Annotated in this window: 15 protein-coding genes; 11 read left to right on the top strand and 4 right to left on the bottom strand. The window is 46.4% G+C overall.

Going from position 1 to position 14,599, the window contains the following annotated elements:
- Window positions 1-21 precede the first annotated feature (21 nt).
- On the top strand, window positions 22-1,122 hold the full coding sequence (locus ASF12_RS01995; RefSeq protein ID WP_056028956.1) for a glycosyltransferase: 1,101 nt from the start codon (window positions 22-24) through the stop codon (window positions 1,120-1,122).
- Window positions 1,123-1,792: 670 nt separating this feature from the next.
- Complete coding sequence (locus ASF12_RS01990; RefSeq protein WP_056028955.1) at window positions 1,793-2,410, top strand: immunity protein Imm33 domain-containing protein; 618 nt, start codon at window positions 1,793-1,795, stop codon at window positions 2,408-2,410.
- A gap of 208 nt (window positions 2,411-2,618) precedes the next feature.
- Here ASF12_RS01990 and ASF12_RS01985 read toward each other — a convergent pair whose 3' ends face one another.
- The gene (locus ASF12_RS01985; RefSeq protein ID WP_056028953.1) at window positions 2,619-3,272 is read right to left on the bottom strand and encodes a hypothetical protein; all 654 of its coding nucleotides are present in this window, start codon (window positions 3,270-3,272) and stop codon (window positions 2,619-2,621) included.
- A gap of 176 nt (window positions 3,273-3,448) precedes the next feature.
- Between ASF12_RS01985 and ASF12_RS01980 the strand changes: the two genes are divergently transcribed.
- On the top strand, window positions 3,449-3,778 hold the full coding sequence (locus ASF12_RS01980; RefSeq protein WP_056028951.1) for an ArsR/SmtB family transcription factor: 330 nt from the start codon (window positions 3,449-3,451) through the stop codon (window positions 3,776-3,778).
- A gap of 175 nt (window positions 3,779-3,953) precedes the next feature.
- A complete protein-coding gene (locus ASF12_RS01975; protein WP_056028949.1) occupies window positions 3,954-5,720 on the top strand; it encodes a SulP family inorganic anion transporter in 1,767 nt (588 codons plus the stop codon).
- Window positions 5,721-5,822: 102 nt separating this feature from the next.
- Here ASF12_RS01975 and ASF12_RS01970 read toward each other — a convergent pair whose 3' ends face one another.
- Complete coding sequence (locus tag ASF12_RS01970) at window positions 5,823-6,521, bottom strand: hypothetical protein (RefSeq protein WP_056028947.1); 699 nt, start codon at window positions 6,519-6,521, stop codon at window positions 5,823-5,825.
- A 35-nt stretch (window positions 6,522-6,556) separates the two neighbouring features.
- Here ASF12_RS01970 and ASF12_RS35005 point away from each other — a divergent pair, with 35 nt between their 5' ends.
- Complete coding sequence (locus tag ASF12_RS35005; protein ID WP_056028945.1) at window positions 6,557-6,793, top strand: hypothetical protein; 237 nt, start codon at window positions 6,557-6,559, stop codon at window positions 6,791-6,793.
- Between the two features lie 120 nt (window positions 6,794-6,913).
- On the opposite strand, the gene ASF12_RS01960 is transcribed toward ASF12_RS35005, so the two are convergent.
- Complete coding sequence (locus tag ASF12_RS01960) at window positions 6,914-7,207, bottom strand: DUF2627 domain-containing protein (protein ID WP_056028943.1); 294 nt, start codon at window positions 7,205-7,207, stop codon at window positions 6,914-6,916.
- 226 nt (window positions 7,208-7,433) lie between these two features.
- On the opposite strand from ASF12_RS01960, the gene lpdA reads away from it, so the two are divergent.
- From lpdA to lipB, 5 genes are all read left to right on the top strand, one after another.
- Complete coding sequence (gene lpdA, locus ASF12_RS01955) at window positions 7,434-8,861, top strand: dihydrolipoyl dehydrogenase (protein ID WP_056028941.1); 1,428 nt, start codon at window positions 7,434-7,436, stop codon at window positions 8,859-8,861.
- A gap of 217 nt (window positions 8,862-9,078) precedes the next feature.
- On the top strand, window positions 9,079-10,113 hold the full coding sequence (locus ASF12_RS01950) for a thiamine pyrophosphate-dependent dehydrogenase E1 component subunit alpha (protein WP_056028939.1): 1,035 nt from the start codon (window positions 9,079-9,081) through the stop codon (window positions 10,111-10,113).
- On the top strand, window positions 10,113-11,096 hold the full coding sequence (locus ASF12_RS01945; protein ID WP_056028937.1) for an alpha-ketoacid dehydrogenase subunit beta: 984 nt from the start codon (window positions 10,113-10,115) through the stop codon (window positions 11,094-11,096). Before ASF12_RS01950 ends, ASF12_RS01945 begins: the two co-directional genes overlap by 1 nt.
- A gap of 91 nt (window positions 11,097-11,187) precedes the next feature.
- A complete protein-coding gene (locus ASF12_RS01940) occupies window positions 11,188-12,534 on the top strand; it encodes a dihydrolipoamide acetyltransferase family protein (protein ID WP_056028935.1) in 1,347 nt (448 codons plus the stop codon).
- Between the two features lie 17 nt (window positions 12,535-12,551).
- Window positions 12,552-13,298, top strand: a complete 747-nt coding sequence (gene lipB / locus ASF12_RS01935) for a lipoyl(octanoyl) transferase LipB (RefSeq protein WP_056028933.1) — start codon at window positions 12,552-12,554, stop codon at window positions 13,296-13,298.
- On the opposite strand, the gene prli42 is transcribed toward lipB, so the two are convergent.
- Window positions 13,254-13,379, bottom strand: a complete 126-nt coding sequence (prli42, locus tag ASF12_RS34180) for a stressosome-associated protein Prli42 (protein WP_150131586.1) — start codon at window positions 13,377-13,379, stop codon at window positions 13,254-13,256. The genes lipB and prli42 overlap by 45 nt on opposite strands.
- A gap of 48 nt (window positions 13,380-13,427) precedes the next feature.
- Here prli42 and ASF12_RS01930 point away from each other — a divergent pair, with 48 nt between their 5' ends.
- Window positions 13,428-14,555: a M20/M25/M40 family metallo-hydrolase gene (locus tag ASF12_RS01930; protein ID WP_056028931.1), complete on the top strand. Its 1,128-nt coding sequence runs from the start codon at window positions 13,428-13,430 to the stop codon at window positions 14,553-14,555.
- Window positions 14,556-14,599: the final 44 nt, after the last annotated feature.

Below are 14,599 nucleotides of genomic sequence, written 5' to 3'. Positions count from 1 at the left end.
TTAAGTGAGGTTGGTGAAAATGTGAATATTTTAATGTTCGTTTCGCAGTTAAATACTGGAGGAACCGAAAAATACATTCATTCTGTTTCCCGATATTTAATATCAAAAGGGTTTCGAATTGGCGTTGTTACTATGGGAGGGCCACTTTTAAATTCGTTTAAAAAAGCAGGGATTACTGTTCACCTTCTATCCCCCCAAAAAAAATCGTTAGTAGAACGAATATCCTTATTATCCTTGATCATTTCCAAAGGAAGGTACGGGCTTTTACACGCCCATGATTCTATGTCATTTCGATATGCAGCAATTTTGCATCGACAATATAAAATACCATTGATTGCTACTGTGCATGGTACTTATCATAAACAATCTGCTTTGTTAGCTACGTCAAAAGTGGCAAAACATCTCATTGCTGTTTCGCCAAATTTATCAAACTGGTTGGTTAGACACATGAAAATTTCTTCCAATAAAATCCTAATGATACCTAATGGGATCGATACTCTAACATTCAATTCGATATCTAATAAAAAAAAGTGGAGAAAAGCACTTACTTTACCACTATCTGCCCAGATTCTTGTTTATGCTGGAAGATTCTCATCTGATAAATTGCCCATAGCAAAAAAAGTGATCTTGGCATCAGAGATTGTTGCAAAAAATAACCTTAATTTTGTAGCTGTTTTATTTGGCCCTGGTTCTTCCGTGACGAGATCAAAACTCGAAGAACTTGCTGCTAAAGCTAACCGCCGTCTTGGTAGACGAGCAATATATATTCGTCCTCCCTTACCAGACATACAACATGCTTATTATGCAGCAGATGTCATTGTGGGGACAGGGCGTGTTGCACTTGAAGCCATGGCGTGTGCAAGACCAGTTATCGCGACAGGAGTTGCGGGATACTGCGGTGTAGTAGAGCCTAAGAATATAAACGAAATAATTCGAGTTCACTTTGGAGATCATGGAGCTATTGTATCTATCACTGTTAAAAAGCTATCGGAAGATGTCAATAGCATATTAAGTAGACCCCGTAGGGCTCGATTATTAGGTGAATTTGGTGCGAAAACAGTGAAGGACAGATTTTCAATAAAAAAAGTTGGTTCTCAGCTTATTCAAGCGTATATGAAATAACGTCACGAATCCAACCCGTTCCGAATACGATGTATTGTCGAACTCGTGGATTACCCTCCGAGACTTCTTTTCACATAGCAGAACCGTTTAACGGCGTGTTGTTGGACGGTTTCTTTATTTTATTCTACAGCGACAAATTGACCCATCGAATTCCGACACCCTATCTTTGTTGAATGGTATTACAATAAAGTCTTTGCTCCCGCTTGAATCGCGTCGATTTACATATAAGACAAAGTATATCAAGTAATAAGAAATGCAATGAAGGGATTTGACATTACTACGAAAATCGCTTAACTTGTTCTTAGGCGATTTTGCCCGTAATTAATCCTACTGGAACCCGATAAATATTTGGTTTTGGTAGGTTGTCTATCATTAAAGAAGTAAGTCCCAAATAATGACTTCACTCCCTCAATACTCTTGATGCACAGGGCTTCGGCAACATTGATTCGATTTCATTTATCTTCGGCTATACGATTAACATCAGCAAGTCGAAACCGACCAATAGCGAATTGCCTATACCGTTTGTTATTGGATTGTGATAGTCCAATAACAAACGGTATTTTATTTTTCAAAAAATTTCTCGCTTGTAGTCGCACAATTAAACTATTGTTATAATGGCATTATGGGCATACGGCTGCTAAATACTACGAATGAATAAGGTGGAATATTCATGACTTGGACGCTTGATAGCGTATATGATCGAAACAAAGAAGCGCCTTACACTTTTTATTTGCCTAGCCCTCCAATGTTAAAGCTGTTACAGGCCGGGGATCTTGTAAAATTGATTTTTTTGTCCGATGAGGAGCACGAGCAATTTATTGGCGAAAGAATGTGGGTTGAAATTGTGGAGCGTAATGAGGACAACTTCAAGGGCTTACTCAGAAATATACCATCTTACATAACTGAACTAAGCTATGGACAAGAAATTCAATTTACTTATGAGCATATATGCGATACGAAGCTGGAAGATCCAGAAGCGAGCAAATGGAATTATTATATGGATACAAAAATCGTAATGACCCGAGATGCTCTAGAAAAGAGAAGCTTCAATCTCATGCTGAAAGATGAGCCGAATGAAGAAAATCATTTAGGCTGGATCTTTTTTAGCGGCCATGAACCTGAAGGATACAATGGGAATCTGGAAAATTACCAAATTGTATCACTTGGAGCGGCGCTTAATATTGACGATTCTTTTTTAGCATTTGTAGATGACGAACCGTTTTCTGCATATGAACGAAATACCGAGACGGGTCAATTTGTTAAAATCATTGATTATGATTGGGGATGATTCATAAATTGGATAGTTAATGTTACGAGGTGCAACAGCAGAAAAAAAGCCCATGTGAGTTCGAATAAAACGTAAGTTGCCGCACAACAAACATAGTATTCAGCAGAACCCAGCATGAGCTGCTCCCATCTCAGAGAAATCGAATTTGATTAACTAGAGAATCTGGGCTTCCGCTTGCCCGTCCCTAATCAAAGTTAGATTTTCTCACTTAGCTCGATAATCCGTCTTTTTCATCAGTCAGAGCGCTGCGCTTCTCCATAAAATCATGTAAGGCTAGATGGAAGCGTTCAAACGGGAGAGATAAAAATTCGATTCTTTTTCTAATGCGAGCTTGTTTCGCCGGTTCATCATGATAAAACATGAATTGATCTATATTTTTATCCAGCTTCTCTCTAAGTGTTAAAATAAAACCGATCGCGATATGGGTTTGAGCCAATTCCTGCAAATCGGCAGCAAGCGCTTCGCTTAAGCTGCGCATGTTTGGAAGCTTTAAAGAATGATGAATGGAAAAGGAGTCTGGTGTGTAATCTACGCGGAAGTCCTGTCCAGGCACTTGCTCCCAAAAATCGTTCCACTGCTGCAAATATCCCGTTTCATAAAGGACATATTTAATAAACCCACATAACCATGCGGTACAGCTTGTATTGCGGCGCTGGCATCCAACCCGATCTGAAAGATGTCGGCAGCCGCTGCAGCAGGAACCGCTATTTGAAATGCAAACTTTGCAAATATGGTCAGAACCTATCGCTTGCAGGGAGGCCATTCCAAGGTCAATGACCACTTGCTTGCTTATTTTTTGTGGTCCTTCATCAAGGATTAGCGAATTTTCTCTAGATGGTTGTTGAATCGTAAAGCCGGGCATTCGAATCCTTTCCTCTCCTGTGAATCATTTTAAAATCAAATATTCAAAAGTATGAATATATTAAGTATTATACGCGCCATGAAAATAATCAACAAGCCTACAGTTCATTATCAATCATTTCTGGATGTATGCTATGATATTCATATATTCAAAAGTTTATTATTAAGGAGCAGTTTATGAATCAGCACATTCAACAGTTTAAAGCCGATTTTTATAAAGCTTTGGCTCATCCAATGAGAATTCGCATCCTTGAAGTGTTAAGCGAAGGGGAAAAGAACGTAAATGAGCTGCAAAGCATTTTAGGATCGGAAGGTTCCGCCGTATCGCAGCAACTTGCTGTATTACGCAACAAAAACGTTGTCCACAGTGTGAAAGAAGGCACCTCGGTCATTTACTCCTTGCGTGATCCATTAATTAAGGATTTATTGTCGGTAACGAAACAGATTTTTGACAATCATCTCGTCGACGCTATTTCCTTATTGGAAAATATTCGTAAAGAACCATAGTTGAAAAAACAAGGGAATCCGTGAGCATCAAATAGGAAAACCTTGTTTTTTTGCTTTTTATAACGACTTATACGCATCCTTGACTGATTCGTGTGTTTGACATAAAGGGAGCACAGGAGTATCTTTTCTTTATATTCAAATAATCAAATATATGAAGAAAAGAAGGTTATGAAAAATGAAGGGGAGAGGGAGATTTGATGGATATCATTTATCTGCGCTTCGCAAGGACATGGTCTCGGGTGTCATTGTCGGTATTATCGCCATTCCACTCGGAATGGCGTTTGCTATTGCTTCAGGCGTCAGGCCTGAATATGGACTATATACGACCGTTATAGCGGGCATCCTTATCTCGACTTTCGGAGGTTCAAAATTTCAGATTGGTGGCCCAACGGGTGCTTTTATTCCTATTTTGTTCGCTATTGTACTGCAATATGGGTACGAAAATTTATTGCTTGCCGGTTTTCTGGCTGGCATTATGCTTGTGGCTATGGGCCTTTTTAAGCTAGGCTCGTTGATTGCCTTCATACCTCGGCCTGTTACAATTGGGTTTACCGCGGGCATTGCCGTAATCATCTTCAGTGGACAAATGGCTAGCTTTTTGGGTTTGAAGGGGATCGAAAAGCATGAGGATTTTTTGTCCAATATGAAAGAAATCGGGTTACATGCTTCGACTATAAATAGCTACAGTCTGCTGACGGCCGGAATTTGTTTGATGATTATTTTGCTGGCTCCGAGATTTATGCCTAAGTTGCCTGGGTCATTGCTGGGGCTCGTTGTTTCGAGCTTCGTCGCTGCTTTATTTTTCAACGGGGAGGTGGCAACTATAGGTTCTGCTTATGGAACGATTCCGAGCACGCTGCCTGCTTTTCGTATACCTGACATGACGTGGGAGCGAATAGTGAATTTGCTTAAGCCTGCTTTTATTATTGCTATGTTGGGCGGGATTGAATCGCTGCTGTCCGCTGTAGTAGCCGACGGCATGACTGGCAATCGGCACAACAGCAATCGCGAGCTTATTGGGCAGGGAATTGCCAATATGATAACGCCGTTTTTTGGTGGAATACCGGCAACGGGAGCCATTGCACGAACAGCTGCTAATATTAAAAGCGGAGCGGTCTCACCGATTTCGGGCATCGTTCATGGCTTCGTCGTTTTGCTGGTGCTTATACTGTTTGCGCCTTATGCGTCCGATATCCCGCTTGCTAGCATGGCTCCAATCTTAATGGTAGTTGCGTGGAACATGAGTGAACGAAGCGCTTTTATGCATATTTTAAAAACGAAAACGAGTGATTCCCTTTTACTTGCCATCACTTTTATTCTCACCGTATTTACGAATTTGACAACAGCAGTAGAAGTGGGATTACTGATGGCTCTGCTTTTATTTGTGAAACGTATGAGCCAATCCTTAACGGTCGAGAAGGTGCTGCCAGATCCTAACCATAAACATGAAAAAGTCAGAGCAAATATGGTATATGAAGGTCATGATTGTCCCCAAATCAGTATATATACGATTGACGGACCTTTGTTTTTTGGGGCGGCGAATAAGTTTGAACAGGATATGAGGGATACGGTTCAACAGAGGTGTACCATTTTGCTGCTGCGTCTCGGGAAAGTGCCCTTTATGGATACGACAGGAGCAGCCAATCTGACTACTATAGTCAAGGCGTTCCAGAAGCTCGGAGGAATCGTACTGATGACAGGGGTCCAGCCGCAGCCGTTGCAAGTGCTCAAAAAAACAGGTTTATATGAGCGGATCGGGGCTCATCACTTCTTTGATCATACTGGTGAAGCGATCGGCTGTGCCTTGATCCATCTGGATTCGAATAAATGTTTGGGATGTCAGCACTTTGTATTCCGTGAATGTACCGCGCTATCCAATGTGGAAACCCAAAGCGCAACAAATCGAAGTCTAGAACATAGTGGACATCATCCTTCTTTTTAAGGAAGTGCTACGATAAAAAAACCGCTCCTCTATTGGTTACAGAGAACCAGTAAAGGAGCGGGATTATCCATTAACCTCATGGACGTATAAGCTGTTCAATCGTTATACCCTAATATCGATGGATTGCGCAGCTGCAGATGACGGTACGTTTGCTTTCTGTGCAGAAGCTTGGGGTTCTTCCTCTGTTTGCCTATTGTTGCGTTCCCTTACCTTGTCTTGATTTGCGACTGAACCTACGAGCATTTTGCCACCAACAGTTTCCGTCTCATTCTCTGAAGAGCTGTCATCCGTTGTTCCCAAATCGTCAACCAGTTCTTTCATTTTTTGATCCACGACATGGATTTGGCGAGTAGTTTTGGCCATCATTTCCCGTTTCAGCTTGAATACGGTTTGCTCGGCGTTTTCCAGCATAGCGAATTTTCCAGCGTCGTTGTGCGGATTCGATTCTATGACCATGCGATCAAAACGAATGCCGCTTTCCATTGTGACGTTGGAGCCTTGCAGTTTTTCGCGAACGCCGGCGAGCTTGCCGAGATGATCATAGGTCATGCTGTTTTTAACAGCCTGGTCCATATTTTTCTCAGGATTGTCCGAAGTGCTTTTTTTAGGCTGGTCGTCCTTAGAGGCGCCCATTTTAGTTTTTTCCTGAATTTCTTCCGCGCGAATCTGTGAAATTTGTGCGTCAATTTGGGAAATAGAAGCGGTTAACGCTTTAACGCGTTCCATTTTCAGCTTCGTGTCGAGCTTTTCATTCGTTTTGACGGATTGCATTTCTTCGTTTAATCTTGCTTTTTGCTTCATGAGTGCCTGAATTTCTTTTTCGCGAGGCGAAGCGGATGTGGTTTCTCGCAATGAAGCAGTTGAAGCGGATTTTGACCGTGATGCTGATGAGGCAGACGATATTGCAGAAATGGAAAGCACCCCCTTTTATTGATTATGATGATTGCCTAATGGTTATATCGGAAATAATGGAAACGAAAATAATATATATGACGGAAAAACAAAAATTTATTATAGATTTTTACAATACAGCTATCAGCTTCGTCAAGGTTTACACATTGTGGGGTGGATGATCGCTACACGCTATACTCTGCAAAAAAAACAAAAGCCCCCACGGACCACTAGATGAAACGTGGCATTCCAGCAGGAGCTTGTTTTGATGCAAGGGAGCAATGATTGCAGCGTTTAAGCGGCTAAGCGGTTGGCTTTGGCGGCTTGGGGCGCTTTGGACGGAAACGGGAAGCAACATAGTTGCGCTTGCGGTCGCGAAAAAAAGTCCAGCCGCCGATAAAGCCGACACCAATGGCGAACATCAGCAGGCCCAGCAGGAAGGGCAGCCATTCAAAGTTTGGCTGAATATCATCGTAGCCGAAGGATACAAAATAGTTGTAGACAGCATTTTTCATTTTCAAAAATCCAATGCAGGCAAGTATGCCTGGAATGACGAGCAGCAAAATAGCAATCAGCCTTGCTGTAACTAGCTTCATAATCGAATGACTCCTTAATAATAGTGAGATAGGCTTGTGCTATTATGATACCCTTTTCAGGGAAAAGTGTCTATTTCCGAAAAGTTTACGATGAAAACCGCTGCTAAAAAGGTTACAATAATAATGATGCAAACAAACGACGCTCTTAAATATAGCGGAGATGGTGACTAATCAAGGACATCATTTGCTAGCATACATATAGAAATACAGGTGGAGGTTAAAATAGATGGCGATAGAAGTAGATGTAGCTGTGCTGGGCGGCGGCCCGGGAGGTTATACGGCGGCAATCCGCGCGGCCCAAATGGGGAAAAGCGTAGCGATCGTCGAAGCGGACAACCTTGGCGGAACTTGTCTGCATAAAGGTTGTATTCCTAGCAAATCGCTGCTTAGAAGCGCAGAAGTATACGCCACCTTGCTGGAGTCTGATGCCTATGGCATTGCAATAGCTGACGGAGCGATCTCGCTGCAATTCGATAAAGTGCAAAGCCGCAAGGAGCAGACGGTGGAACAGCTTTATAAAGGGCTGCAATATTTAATGAAAAAACATAGCATTCAAGTCATTAAAGGCAGAGGCCGCGTCATTGGCCCTTCCATTTTCTCGCCTCGCAGCGGATCGCTTGCTGTTGAGCTGGCAGATGGAGAAATGGAGCAGGTCGTTTCCAAAAACCTGATTATTGCAACAGGCTCCAGACCGCGTTCTTTGCCTGGCCTAACGCCAGATAGCGAGTATATTCTCACAAGCGATGACGCGCTTGCATTAGAAGAGCTTCCGGCTTCGATTCTGATCGTTGGCGGCGGTGTAATTGGCGTGGAATGGGCATCGATGATGCAGGACTTTGGCGTGCAGGTGACGCTCGTTGAAGCGGGAGCAAGGCTGCTTCCTGGCGAGGATGCCGAGGTGTCGGCTGAGCTTACGCGATTGCTCAAGCGCCGCGGCGTTCGTGTACTTACAAGCGTGCAGCTCAGCACGACTGAGCTAAGTGTGGGAGACGGGGAAGTTTCGATACCGGCTACGACTGCGGATGGCGATGTGCTGCTAAGTGCAAGCAAGCTGCTGCTGGCCGTAGGCCGTCAAGCAAATGTGGAAGGAATCGGGCTTGAAAATACCGATATTCGCACGAAGGACGGCTTTATTCAAATTAATGAATTTGGCCAGACGAATGAGCCGCATATTTATGCGATCGGCGATTGCATCGGCGGAGTCCAGCTTGCGCATGCAGCAGCGCATGAAGGAATTGCTGCTGTGGAGCATATGGGCGGACAGGGTCATGCGGCGATAGAGCCTCATCTCATAACCCGCTGTGTATACTCGCGTCCGGAAATTGCCTCCTACGGATTGACGGAGGATGGGGCGAGAACGAAAGGCCATGACATTAAGACGAGTAAAATCCCGTTTCAAGCGATTGCCAAAGCACTCGTGCTTGGAGATGCCGACGGCTTCGTGAAAGTGATAGCCGACCGTACAACGGGCGACATATTGGGCGTCCATATGATAGGCCCGCATGCGACCGATCTTATTTCGGAAGCTGCGCTTGCTGGATTTCTCAATGCAACACCTTGGGAAGTCGGGCAATTGATTCACCCGCATCCAACGCTGTCTGAAGCGCTGGGTGAGGCGATGCTGGCGATAGACGGAAAGGCGACTGCGATTTAGCAGCTGCCCATGCTTGCTTAAAGCATGGGTTTTCTTTTTCCGTAAAAAGAGGTTATAATGGGTAATATCAAGTATTAGTACCTGGTTTTAATTGTAGTCAGGCGTAGACGGTTGCCCTCGTACTTTGGCGGCAAAAGCACGTTTCGCGGTAAAATAGAAGCCGAGTATAAGCGCGTAGCTTAAACACTCTTGCATTTTTAAAGGAGGCCGAATTCTCATGGGGAAATCCGGTTCAATTGAGCAGCAATCCCGTCATGCCGCAGTTGGCTTAACGGATGAGCAGGCTGTCGAAATGTATGCCATGATGCAGCTGGCGCGCAAGTTTGATGAGCGCAATTTGCTGCTGCAGCGGGCAGGAAAAATCAACTTCCACGTATCGGGTGTGGGTCAAGAGGTGGCACAGGTAGCCGCGGCATTTGCTCTTGATCGTACAGTCGATTATTACTTGCCTTATTATCGGGATTACGGTTTTGTATTGTCCGTCGGAATGACGGTGAAGGAGCTAATGCTGTCCGTGTTTGCGAAAGCGGAAGATCCCAATAGCGGCGGCAGGCAGATGCCAGGGCATTTTGGCAGCAAAAGACTGCGTATTGTCACAGGCTCAAGTCCTGTAACGACCCAGGTTCCGCATGCTGTAGGCATTGCACTCGCTGCAAAGATGAAGAAGCAGGAGCTCGTAAGCTTCGTAACGTTTGGAGAAGGCTCGAGCAATCAGGGCGATTTCCATGAAGGCTGCAATTTTGCAGGCGTTCATAAGCTTCCGGTCATTTTTATGTGTGAAAATAATCAATATGCAATCTCTGTACCCGTTCACAAGCAGCTTGCAGGCCGCGTTGCGGATCGGGCGCTTGGTTATGGCTTCCCTGGCGTGCAAGTTGATGGCAATGATGCGCTGGAAGTGTTCCGCACCGTGAAAGAGGCGCGCGAGCGTGCGATTGCTGGCGAGGGGCCGACGCTTATTGAGGCTATGGTTTATCGCTTGTCTCCGCATTCGACTTCGGATAATGATCTTGCTTATCGGACGAAGGAAGAGGTCGATGAGAACCGGGCGAAGGATGGACTGCCAAAATATAGACAGTATTTGATCGACTGTGGACTCCTTACCGAGGAGAAGGATGCCGAGCTGCTTGCGGGCATTAAGAAGCAAATCGACGAAGCGACTGAATACGGCGACAAGGCAGCATTCCCAACGCCGGAATCGGTGCTTGACCATGTGTATGCAGGAGATGCTGGGCAAGGAGGCGACATTTAGTGGCTGTTATTGAATATATTGAAGCGATTAGGCTTGGCATGAAGGAAGAGCTAGAGCGCGATGAAGACGTGTTCGTGCTTGGCGAGGATGTTGGCGTCAAGGGCGGCGTTTTTACAACGACGAAAGGTTTAATTGACCAGTTCGGAGAGCAGCGCGTTATGGATACGCCCCTAGCGGAATCGGCAATTGCCGGTGTAGCTATTGGTGCAGCTATGTACGGGATGAAGCCAATTGCAGAAATGCAGTATTCGGACTTCATGTTTCCCGCAACGAATCAAATCATAAGCGAAGCGGCTAAAATTCGTTACCGCTCCAACAATGACTGGAGCTGTCCGATCGTTATTCGCGCCCCAATTGGCGGCGGGGTTTTTGGCGGGCTGTATCATTCCCAGTGTCCGGAATCGGTATTTTTCGGGACGCCTGGCTTGAAAATTGTAGCGCCATACCGGGCTTACGATGCGAAAGGGCTGCTAAAGGCTGCTGTACGCGACCCGGACCCGGTTCTCTTTTTTGAAAATAAAAAATGCTACAAGCTGATTACCGGCGAAGTACCAGATGACGATTATATTGTGCCGATTGGCAAAGCAAATGTATTGCGTGAAGGCGACGATATTACCGTCATCAGCTACAGCATGCCGCTGCTGTTCGTTGAACAGGCAGCGCAGGAGCTTGCCCAGGAAGGCATCAGCACTCATATACTTGATTTGCGCACGCTGCAGCCGCTTGATCAAGAGGCTATTTTGGAGTCTGTTCGCAAGACAGGCAAAGTGTTAATCATTCACGAGGATAATAAGACGGGCGGCGTTGGCGCCGAAGTGTCGGCTATTATTGCGGAGCAGCTGTTATATGAGCTGGACGCTCCTATTATGCGTTTATGCGGACCGGACGCTCCGGCGATGCCTATTAATCCGCCTGGCGAGAAGTTTTTCCTGCTGAATAAAGAAAAAGTGAAAGAGGCTATGCGCAATTTGGCTTTGTATTAATGCTTGCTCGAAGCAGTTATTTCGCTGCAATGCGTTAATTTGGACGAAAGCCAGTCCACGTAGCACAAGCCTTTAGGGAGATGGATAATTGATGAAATCGGTGACGGAGATTGTTATTCCGCAGCTGGCGGAATCGCTCGTATCGGCAACGATCGATAAGTGGCTTAAGCAGCCTGGCGACCACATTGACATGTATGAGCCCATTTGCGAGCTCATTACGGACAAGGTTAGCGCGGAGCTGCCTTCTACGGTATCGGGTACGATGGTTAAAATTTTGGTTGGCAACGGTGAAACGGTTCCTGTTGGGACGCCGGTATGCCTAATCGAAACGGAAGGCGCAGCAGAAATGCAGGCTACTGGCGGGGCGCCATCGGGTTATAGTGAAGCAGCGCAAGGCGCGGGCTTGTCTACAGCTCAGCAAGGCGGTGCACAGGAGGCGGAAGGAGATATGTCGATGCGCAATCGCTTCTCTCCAGCTGTTCAGAGGCTGGCAGCCGAGCATAATATTCGTTTGAGCGACGTTCCGGGGACTGGTCTTGGCGGTCGTATTACCCGTAAAGACGTGCTTACCTTCGTCGAATCGAGCGGAGCGGCAGGCAGTTCTGTGAGCAAAGCCAGCCCGCAAACCGGCCGGGAGCCAAGTATTGAGCAAGTTCGTTCAACTGGCTTGCATTTGACCGAGACGCCGCGCCTGCCAACGATTCAGCAATATGATTCTCCCGTTTCAGGGGTGCCTGGACGAGGCGAAGATTATATTGAGGTTACGCCGATTCGCGGCGCAATCGCACGTAATATGAAACAGAGCGTCACCGAAATTCCGCATGGGTGGATGATGATTGAGGTTGATGTTACGAATCTCGTCGTGCTGCGCAACAAGGTGAAAGATGAATTTATGAAGCGCGAGGGCATTAATTTGACCTATCTCGCTTTCGTGTTGAAAGCAGTCGTTAATGCGATCAAGGAATTCCCGATTATGAACTCCATGTGGGCGGTCGATAAAATCATCGTGAAGCGCGACATTAACATATCGCTTGCGGTAGGTACCGAGGAATCGGTTGCGACTCCCGTCATAAAAAACGCCGATCACAAAACGATCTCGGGACTTGCGAAAGAAATCGACGACTTGGCTCGCCGTGGACGCGAAGGGCGCTTAACGCTGGCTGACATGCAGGGCGGTACGTTTACCGTTAACAATACGGGCTCCTTCGGCTCGATTATTACGCATCCGATCATTAACTATCCGCAAGCGGCCATTATGACGTTTGAATCGATTGTGAAGCGTCCGGTTGTCATTAATGACATGCTCGCGATTCGCTCGATGGCAAACCTCTGCTTGTCGCTGGATCACCGCATTTTGGACGGCATTATTTGCGGTCGTTTTATGCAAAAGGTGAAGGAGAATTTGGAGAGCTTCAACAACGATACGAAATTGTATTAGAAATGAGGGACGCCGCTATGACTGACTCTACTCATGTACCTTATGGGAAGAAACCGCTTGAAGCCCGTTATATTTCCATGCTTGGCTATGCGGAGGCATGGGAGCTGCAAAAATCGATGGTGAAGCAAGTTGATCAGGAGGAGCGTCCGGAGACGCTTCTCCTTCTTCAACATCCGCCGACCTATACGCTTGGCTCAGACCGCCATCCCGAGCATTTGCTGCTGGATGAGAAGGAGCTTGCAGAGCGGGGCATTTCTGTATTTGAAATCGACCGCGGTGGGGATATTACTTATCATGGGCCTGGTCAGCTTGTCGGATATCCGCTGCTTTATCTGGATGCGGTCGGCCTCGATCTGCATGCTTATTTGCGCAACGTCGAACAAGTCATCATCAATTGGCTGAAGGATTATGGCATTGAATCAGGCAGGAAGCCCGAGTACACCGGCGTGTGGGTAGGGGATGAGAAAATTGCGGCTATCGGTGTGAAATTTAATCGGGCGCGAAAGCGCGGCGGATTTGTGACGAGTCATGGATTTGCGCTAAATATAGAGGCGGGCATTGCGGAGAGTGGCTTTAGCGGCATTGTGCCGTGCGGCATCGAACAGTTCGGCGTCACTTCATTTAATACGCTGACGGGCCGCGAGCTGTCGGTAAGTGAAGCGGCGCAGCAGCTGCTGCCGCATTTCTGCGATGTATTTGGTTTTGCGCAGGATGCTGTTCTAATAAGAGAACAGCATGCCGATGCCGGCAACCAAGCTGGATAACAGCATGGCAGCAATAACCACGATGGCTACAATTCGAACATACTTGGAAGGATTCACAAGGCAGATCTCCTTTCTAAACATTTCTATAAGCCCTATTATAGTCGAAAATGACGAACGGAGGAAACGTTAATGATTAATGAGCAACGGTTAGTAGATGAATTTGTACAATTGGTGAAAATTGATAGTGAAACGAAGCATGAGCAGCTTATAAGCGTTGAGCTTAAGAAAAAATTCGGAGAGCTGGGACTTTCGCTGGAAGAGGATGATGCGGCAGCCAAAACAGGTCATGGCGCGGGTAATCTATTTGCCTATCTGGAAGCATCCGGTGTGGAAAATGCTCCGACTATCTTTTTTACTTCCCATATGGATACGGTAACGCCTGGTGTAGGCATTAAGCCGCAAATTGATGCAGATGGGTACATACGCAGCGATGGCACTACCATTCTTGGAGCGGACGATAAAGCGGGTCTTGCCGCGATGTTTGAGGCGATTCGTGTGCTTAAGGAACAATCGATTCCGCATGGTCCTATCCAGTTTGTCATTACCGTAGGCGAGGAGTCGGGACTGCTCGGAGCTCGCGCGCTGGATGCGTCCAAGCTGAAGGCGAAATTCGGCTACGCGCTCGATTCAAATGGCTCAGTAGGCGAAATTGCGGTTGCTGCGCCAACACAGGCGAGAGTCACCATTGAGTTTCACGGCAAGTCAGCTCATGCTGGCGTTAACCCGGAAGCGGGAATCAGTGCGATCCAAGTGGCAGGAAAAGCGATTGCAAGAATGCCGCTCGGCCGCATCGATAAGGAAACGACAGCGAATATTGGCTCTTTTGAAGGCGGCGGCGCTACGAATATCGTCGTTGATTATGTGAAGCTGAATGCGGAAGCACGCAGTATTGTGCAGCATAAGCTGGATGCCCAGCTGGATGCTATGCGTGAAGCGGTAGAAAGTGCAGCAGCGGAGTTTGGCGCCAAAGGCGTGTTCAGCAGCGAGGTCATTTACCCGTCTTATTCGTACGATGAGAGCGATGCTGTTGTGCAGCTTGCCCAAACGGCGATTAAGGCGATCGGATTGACGCCAAAAACCTTCCACTCCGGCGGCGGCAGCGATGCCAATGTGTTTAATGGACTCGGCGTGCCGACGGTTAACTTGGCTGTTGGCTACGAGCATATTCATACGACGCAGGAACAAATTAAAGTAGCCGATCTAGTCAAAACGACGGAATTGGTCGTTGAGATTATGAAGCAGGCAGCTAAAGCTTAATAGGCCCTGCAGCATAGCAGTAGAGAAACCAAACAAGCGATAGG

This window comes from Paenibacillus sp. Leaf72, from assembly GCF_001422685.1.
In the GTDB taxonomy this organism is placed as follows: Bacteria; Bacillota; Bacilli; order Paenibacillales; family Paenibacillaceae; genus Pristimantibacillus.
Note: the sequence above shows the minus strand (reverse complement) of the source record. Positions and strands in the feature narration are given on the sequence as shown.

Coding starts and splice junctions, on each gene's coding strand:
- ASF12_RS01975 (WP_056028949.1), top strand. CDS start 3,954: ATGAAGGGGAGAGGGAGATTTGATGGATATCATTTATCTGCGCTTCGC.
- ASF12_RS35005 (WP_056028945.1), top strand. CDS start 6,557: ATGTGGTTTCTCGCAATGAAGCAGTTGAAGCGGATTTTGACCGTGATG.
- lipB (WP_056028933.1), top strand. CDS start 12,552: ATGACTGACTCTACTCATGTACCTTATGGGAAGAAACCGCTTGAAGCC.
- ASF12_RS01985 (WP_056028953.1), bottom strand. CDS start 3,272: ATGCCCGGCTTTACGATTCAACAACCATCTAGAGAAAATTCGCTAATC.
- ASF12_RS01930 (WP_056028931.1), top strand. CDS start 13,428: ATGATTAATGAGCAACGGTTAGTAGATGAATTTGTACAATTGGTGAAA.
- ASF12_RS01940 (WP_056028935.1), top strand. CDS start 11,188: ATGAAATCGGTGACGGAGATTGTTATTCCGCAGCTGGCGGAATCGCTC.
- ASF12_RS01960 (WP_056028943.1), bottom strand. CDS start 7,207: ATGAAGCTAGTTACAGCAAGGCTGATTGCTATTTTGCTGCTCGTCATT.
- ASF12_RS01970 (WP_056028947.1), bottom strand. CDS start 6,521: ATGAAGCAAAAAGCAAGATTAAACGAAGAAATGCAATCCGTCAAAACG.
- ASF12_RS01980 (WP_056028951.1), top strand. CDS start 3,449: ATGAATCAGCACATTCAACAGTTTAAAGCCGATTTTTATAAAGCTTTG.
- ASF12_RS01950 (WP_056028939.1), top strand. CDS start 9,079: ATGGGGAAATCCGGTTCAATTGAGCAGCAATCCCGTCATGCCGCAGTT.
- ASF12_RS01990 (WP_056028955.1), top strand. CDS start 1,793: ATGACTTGGACGCTTGATAGCGTATATGATCGAAACAAAGAAGCGCCT.
- prli42 (WP_150131586.1), bottom strand. CDS start 13,379: ATGTTTAGAAAGGAGATCTGCCTTGTGAATCCTTCCAAGTATGTTCGA.
- lpdA (WP_056028941.1), top strand. CDS start 7,434: ATGGCGATAGAAGTAGATGTAGCTGTGCTGGGCGGCGGCCCGGGAGGT.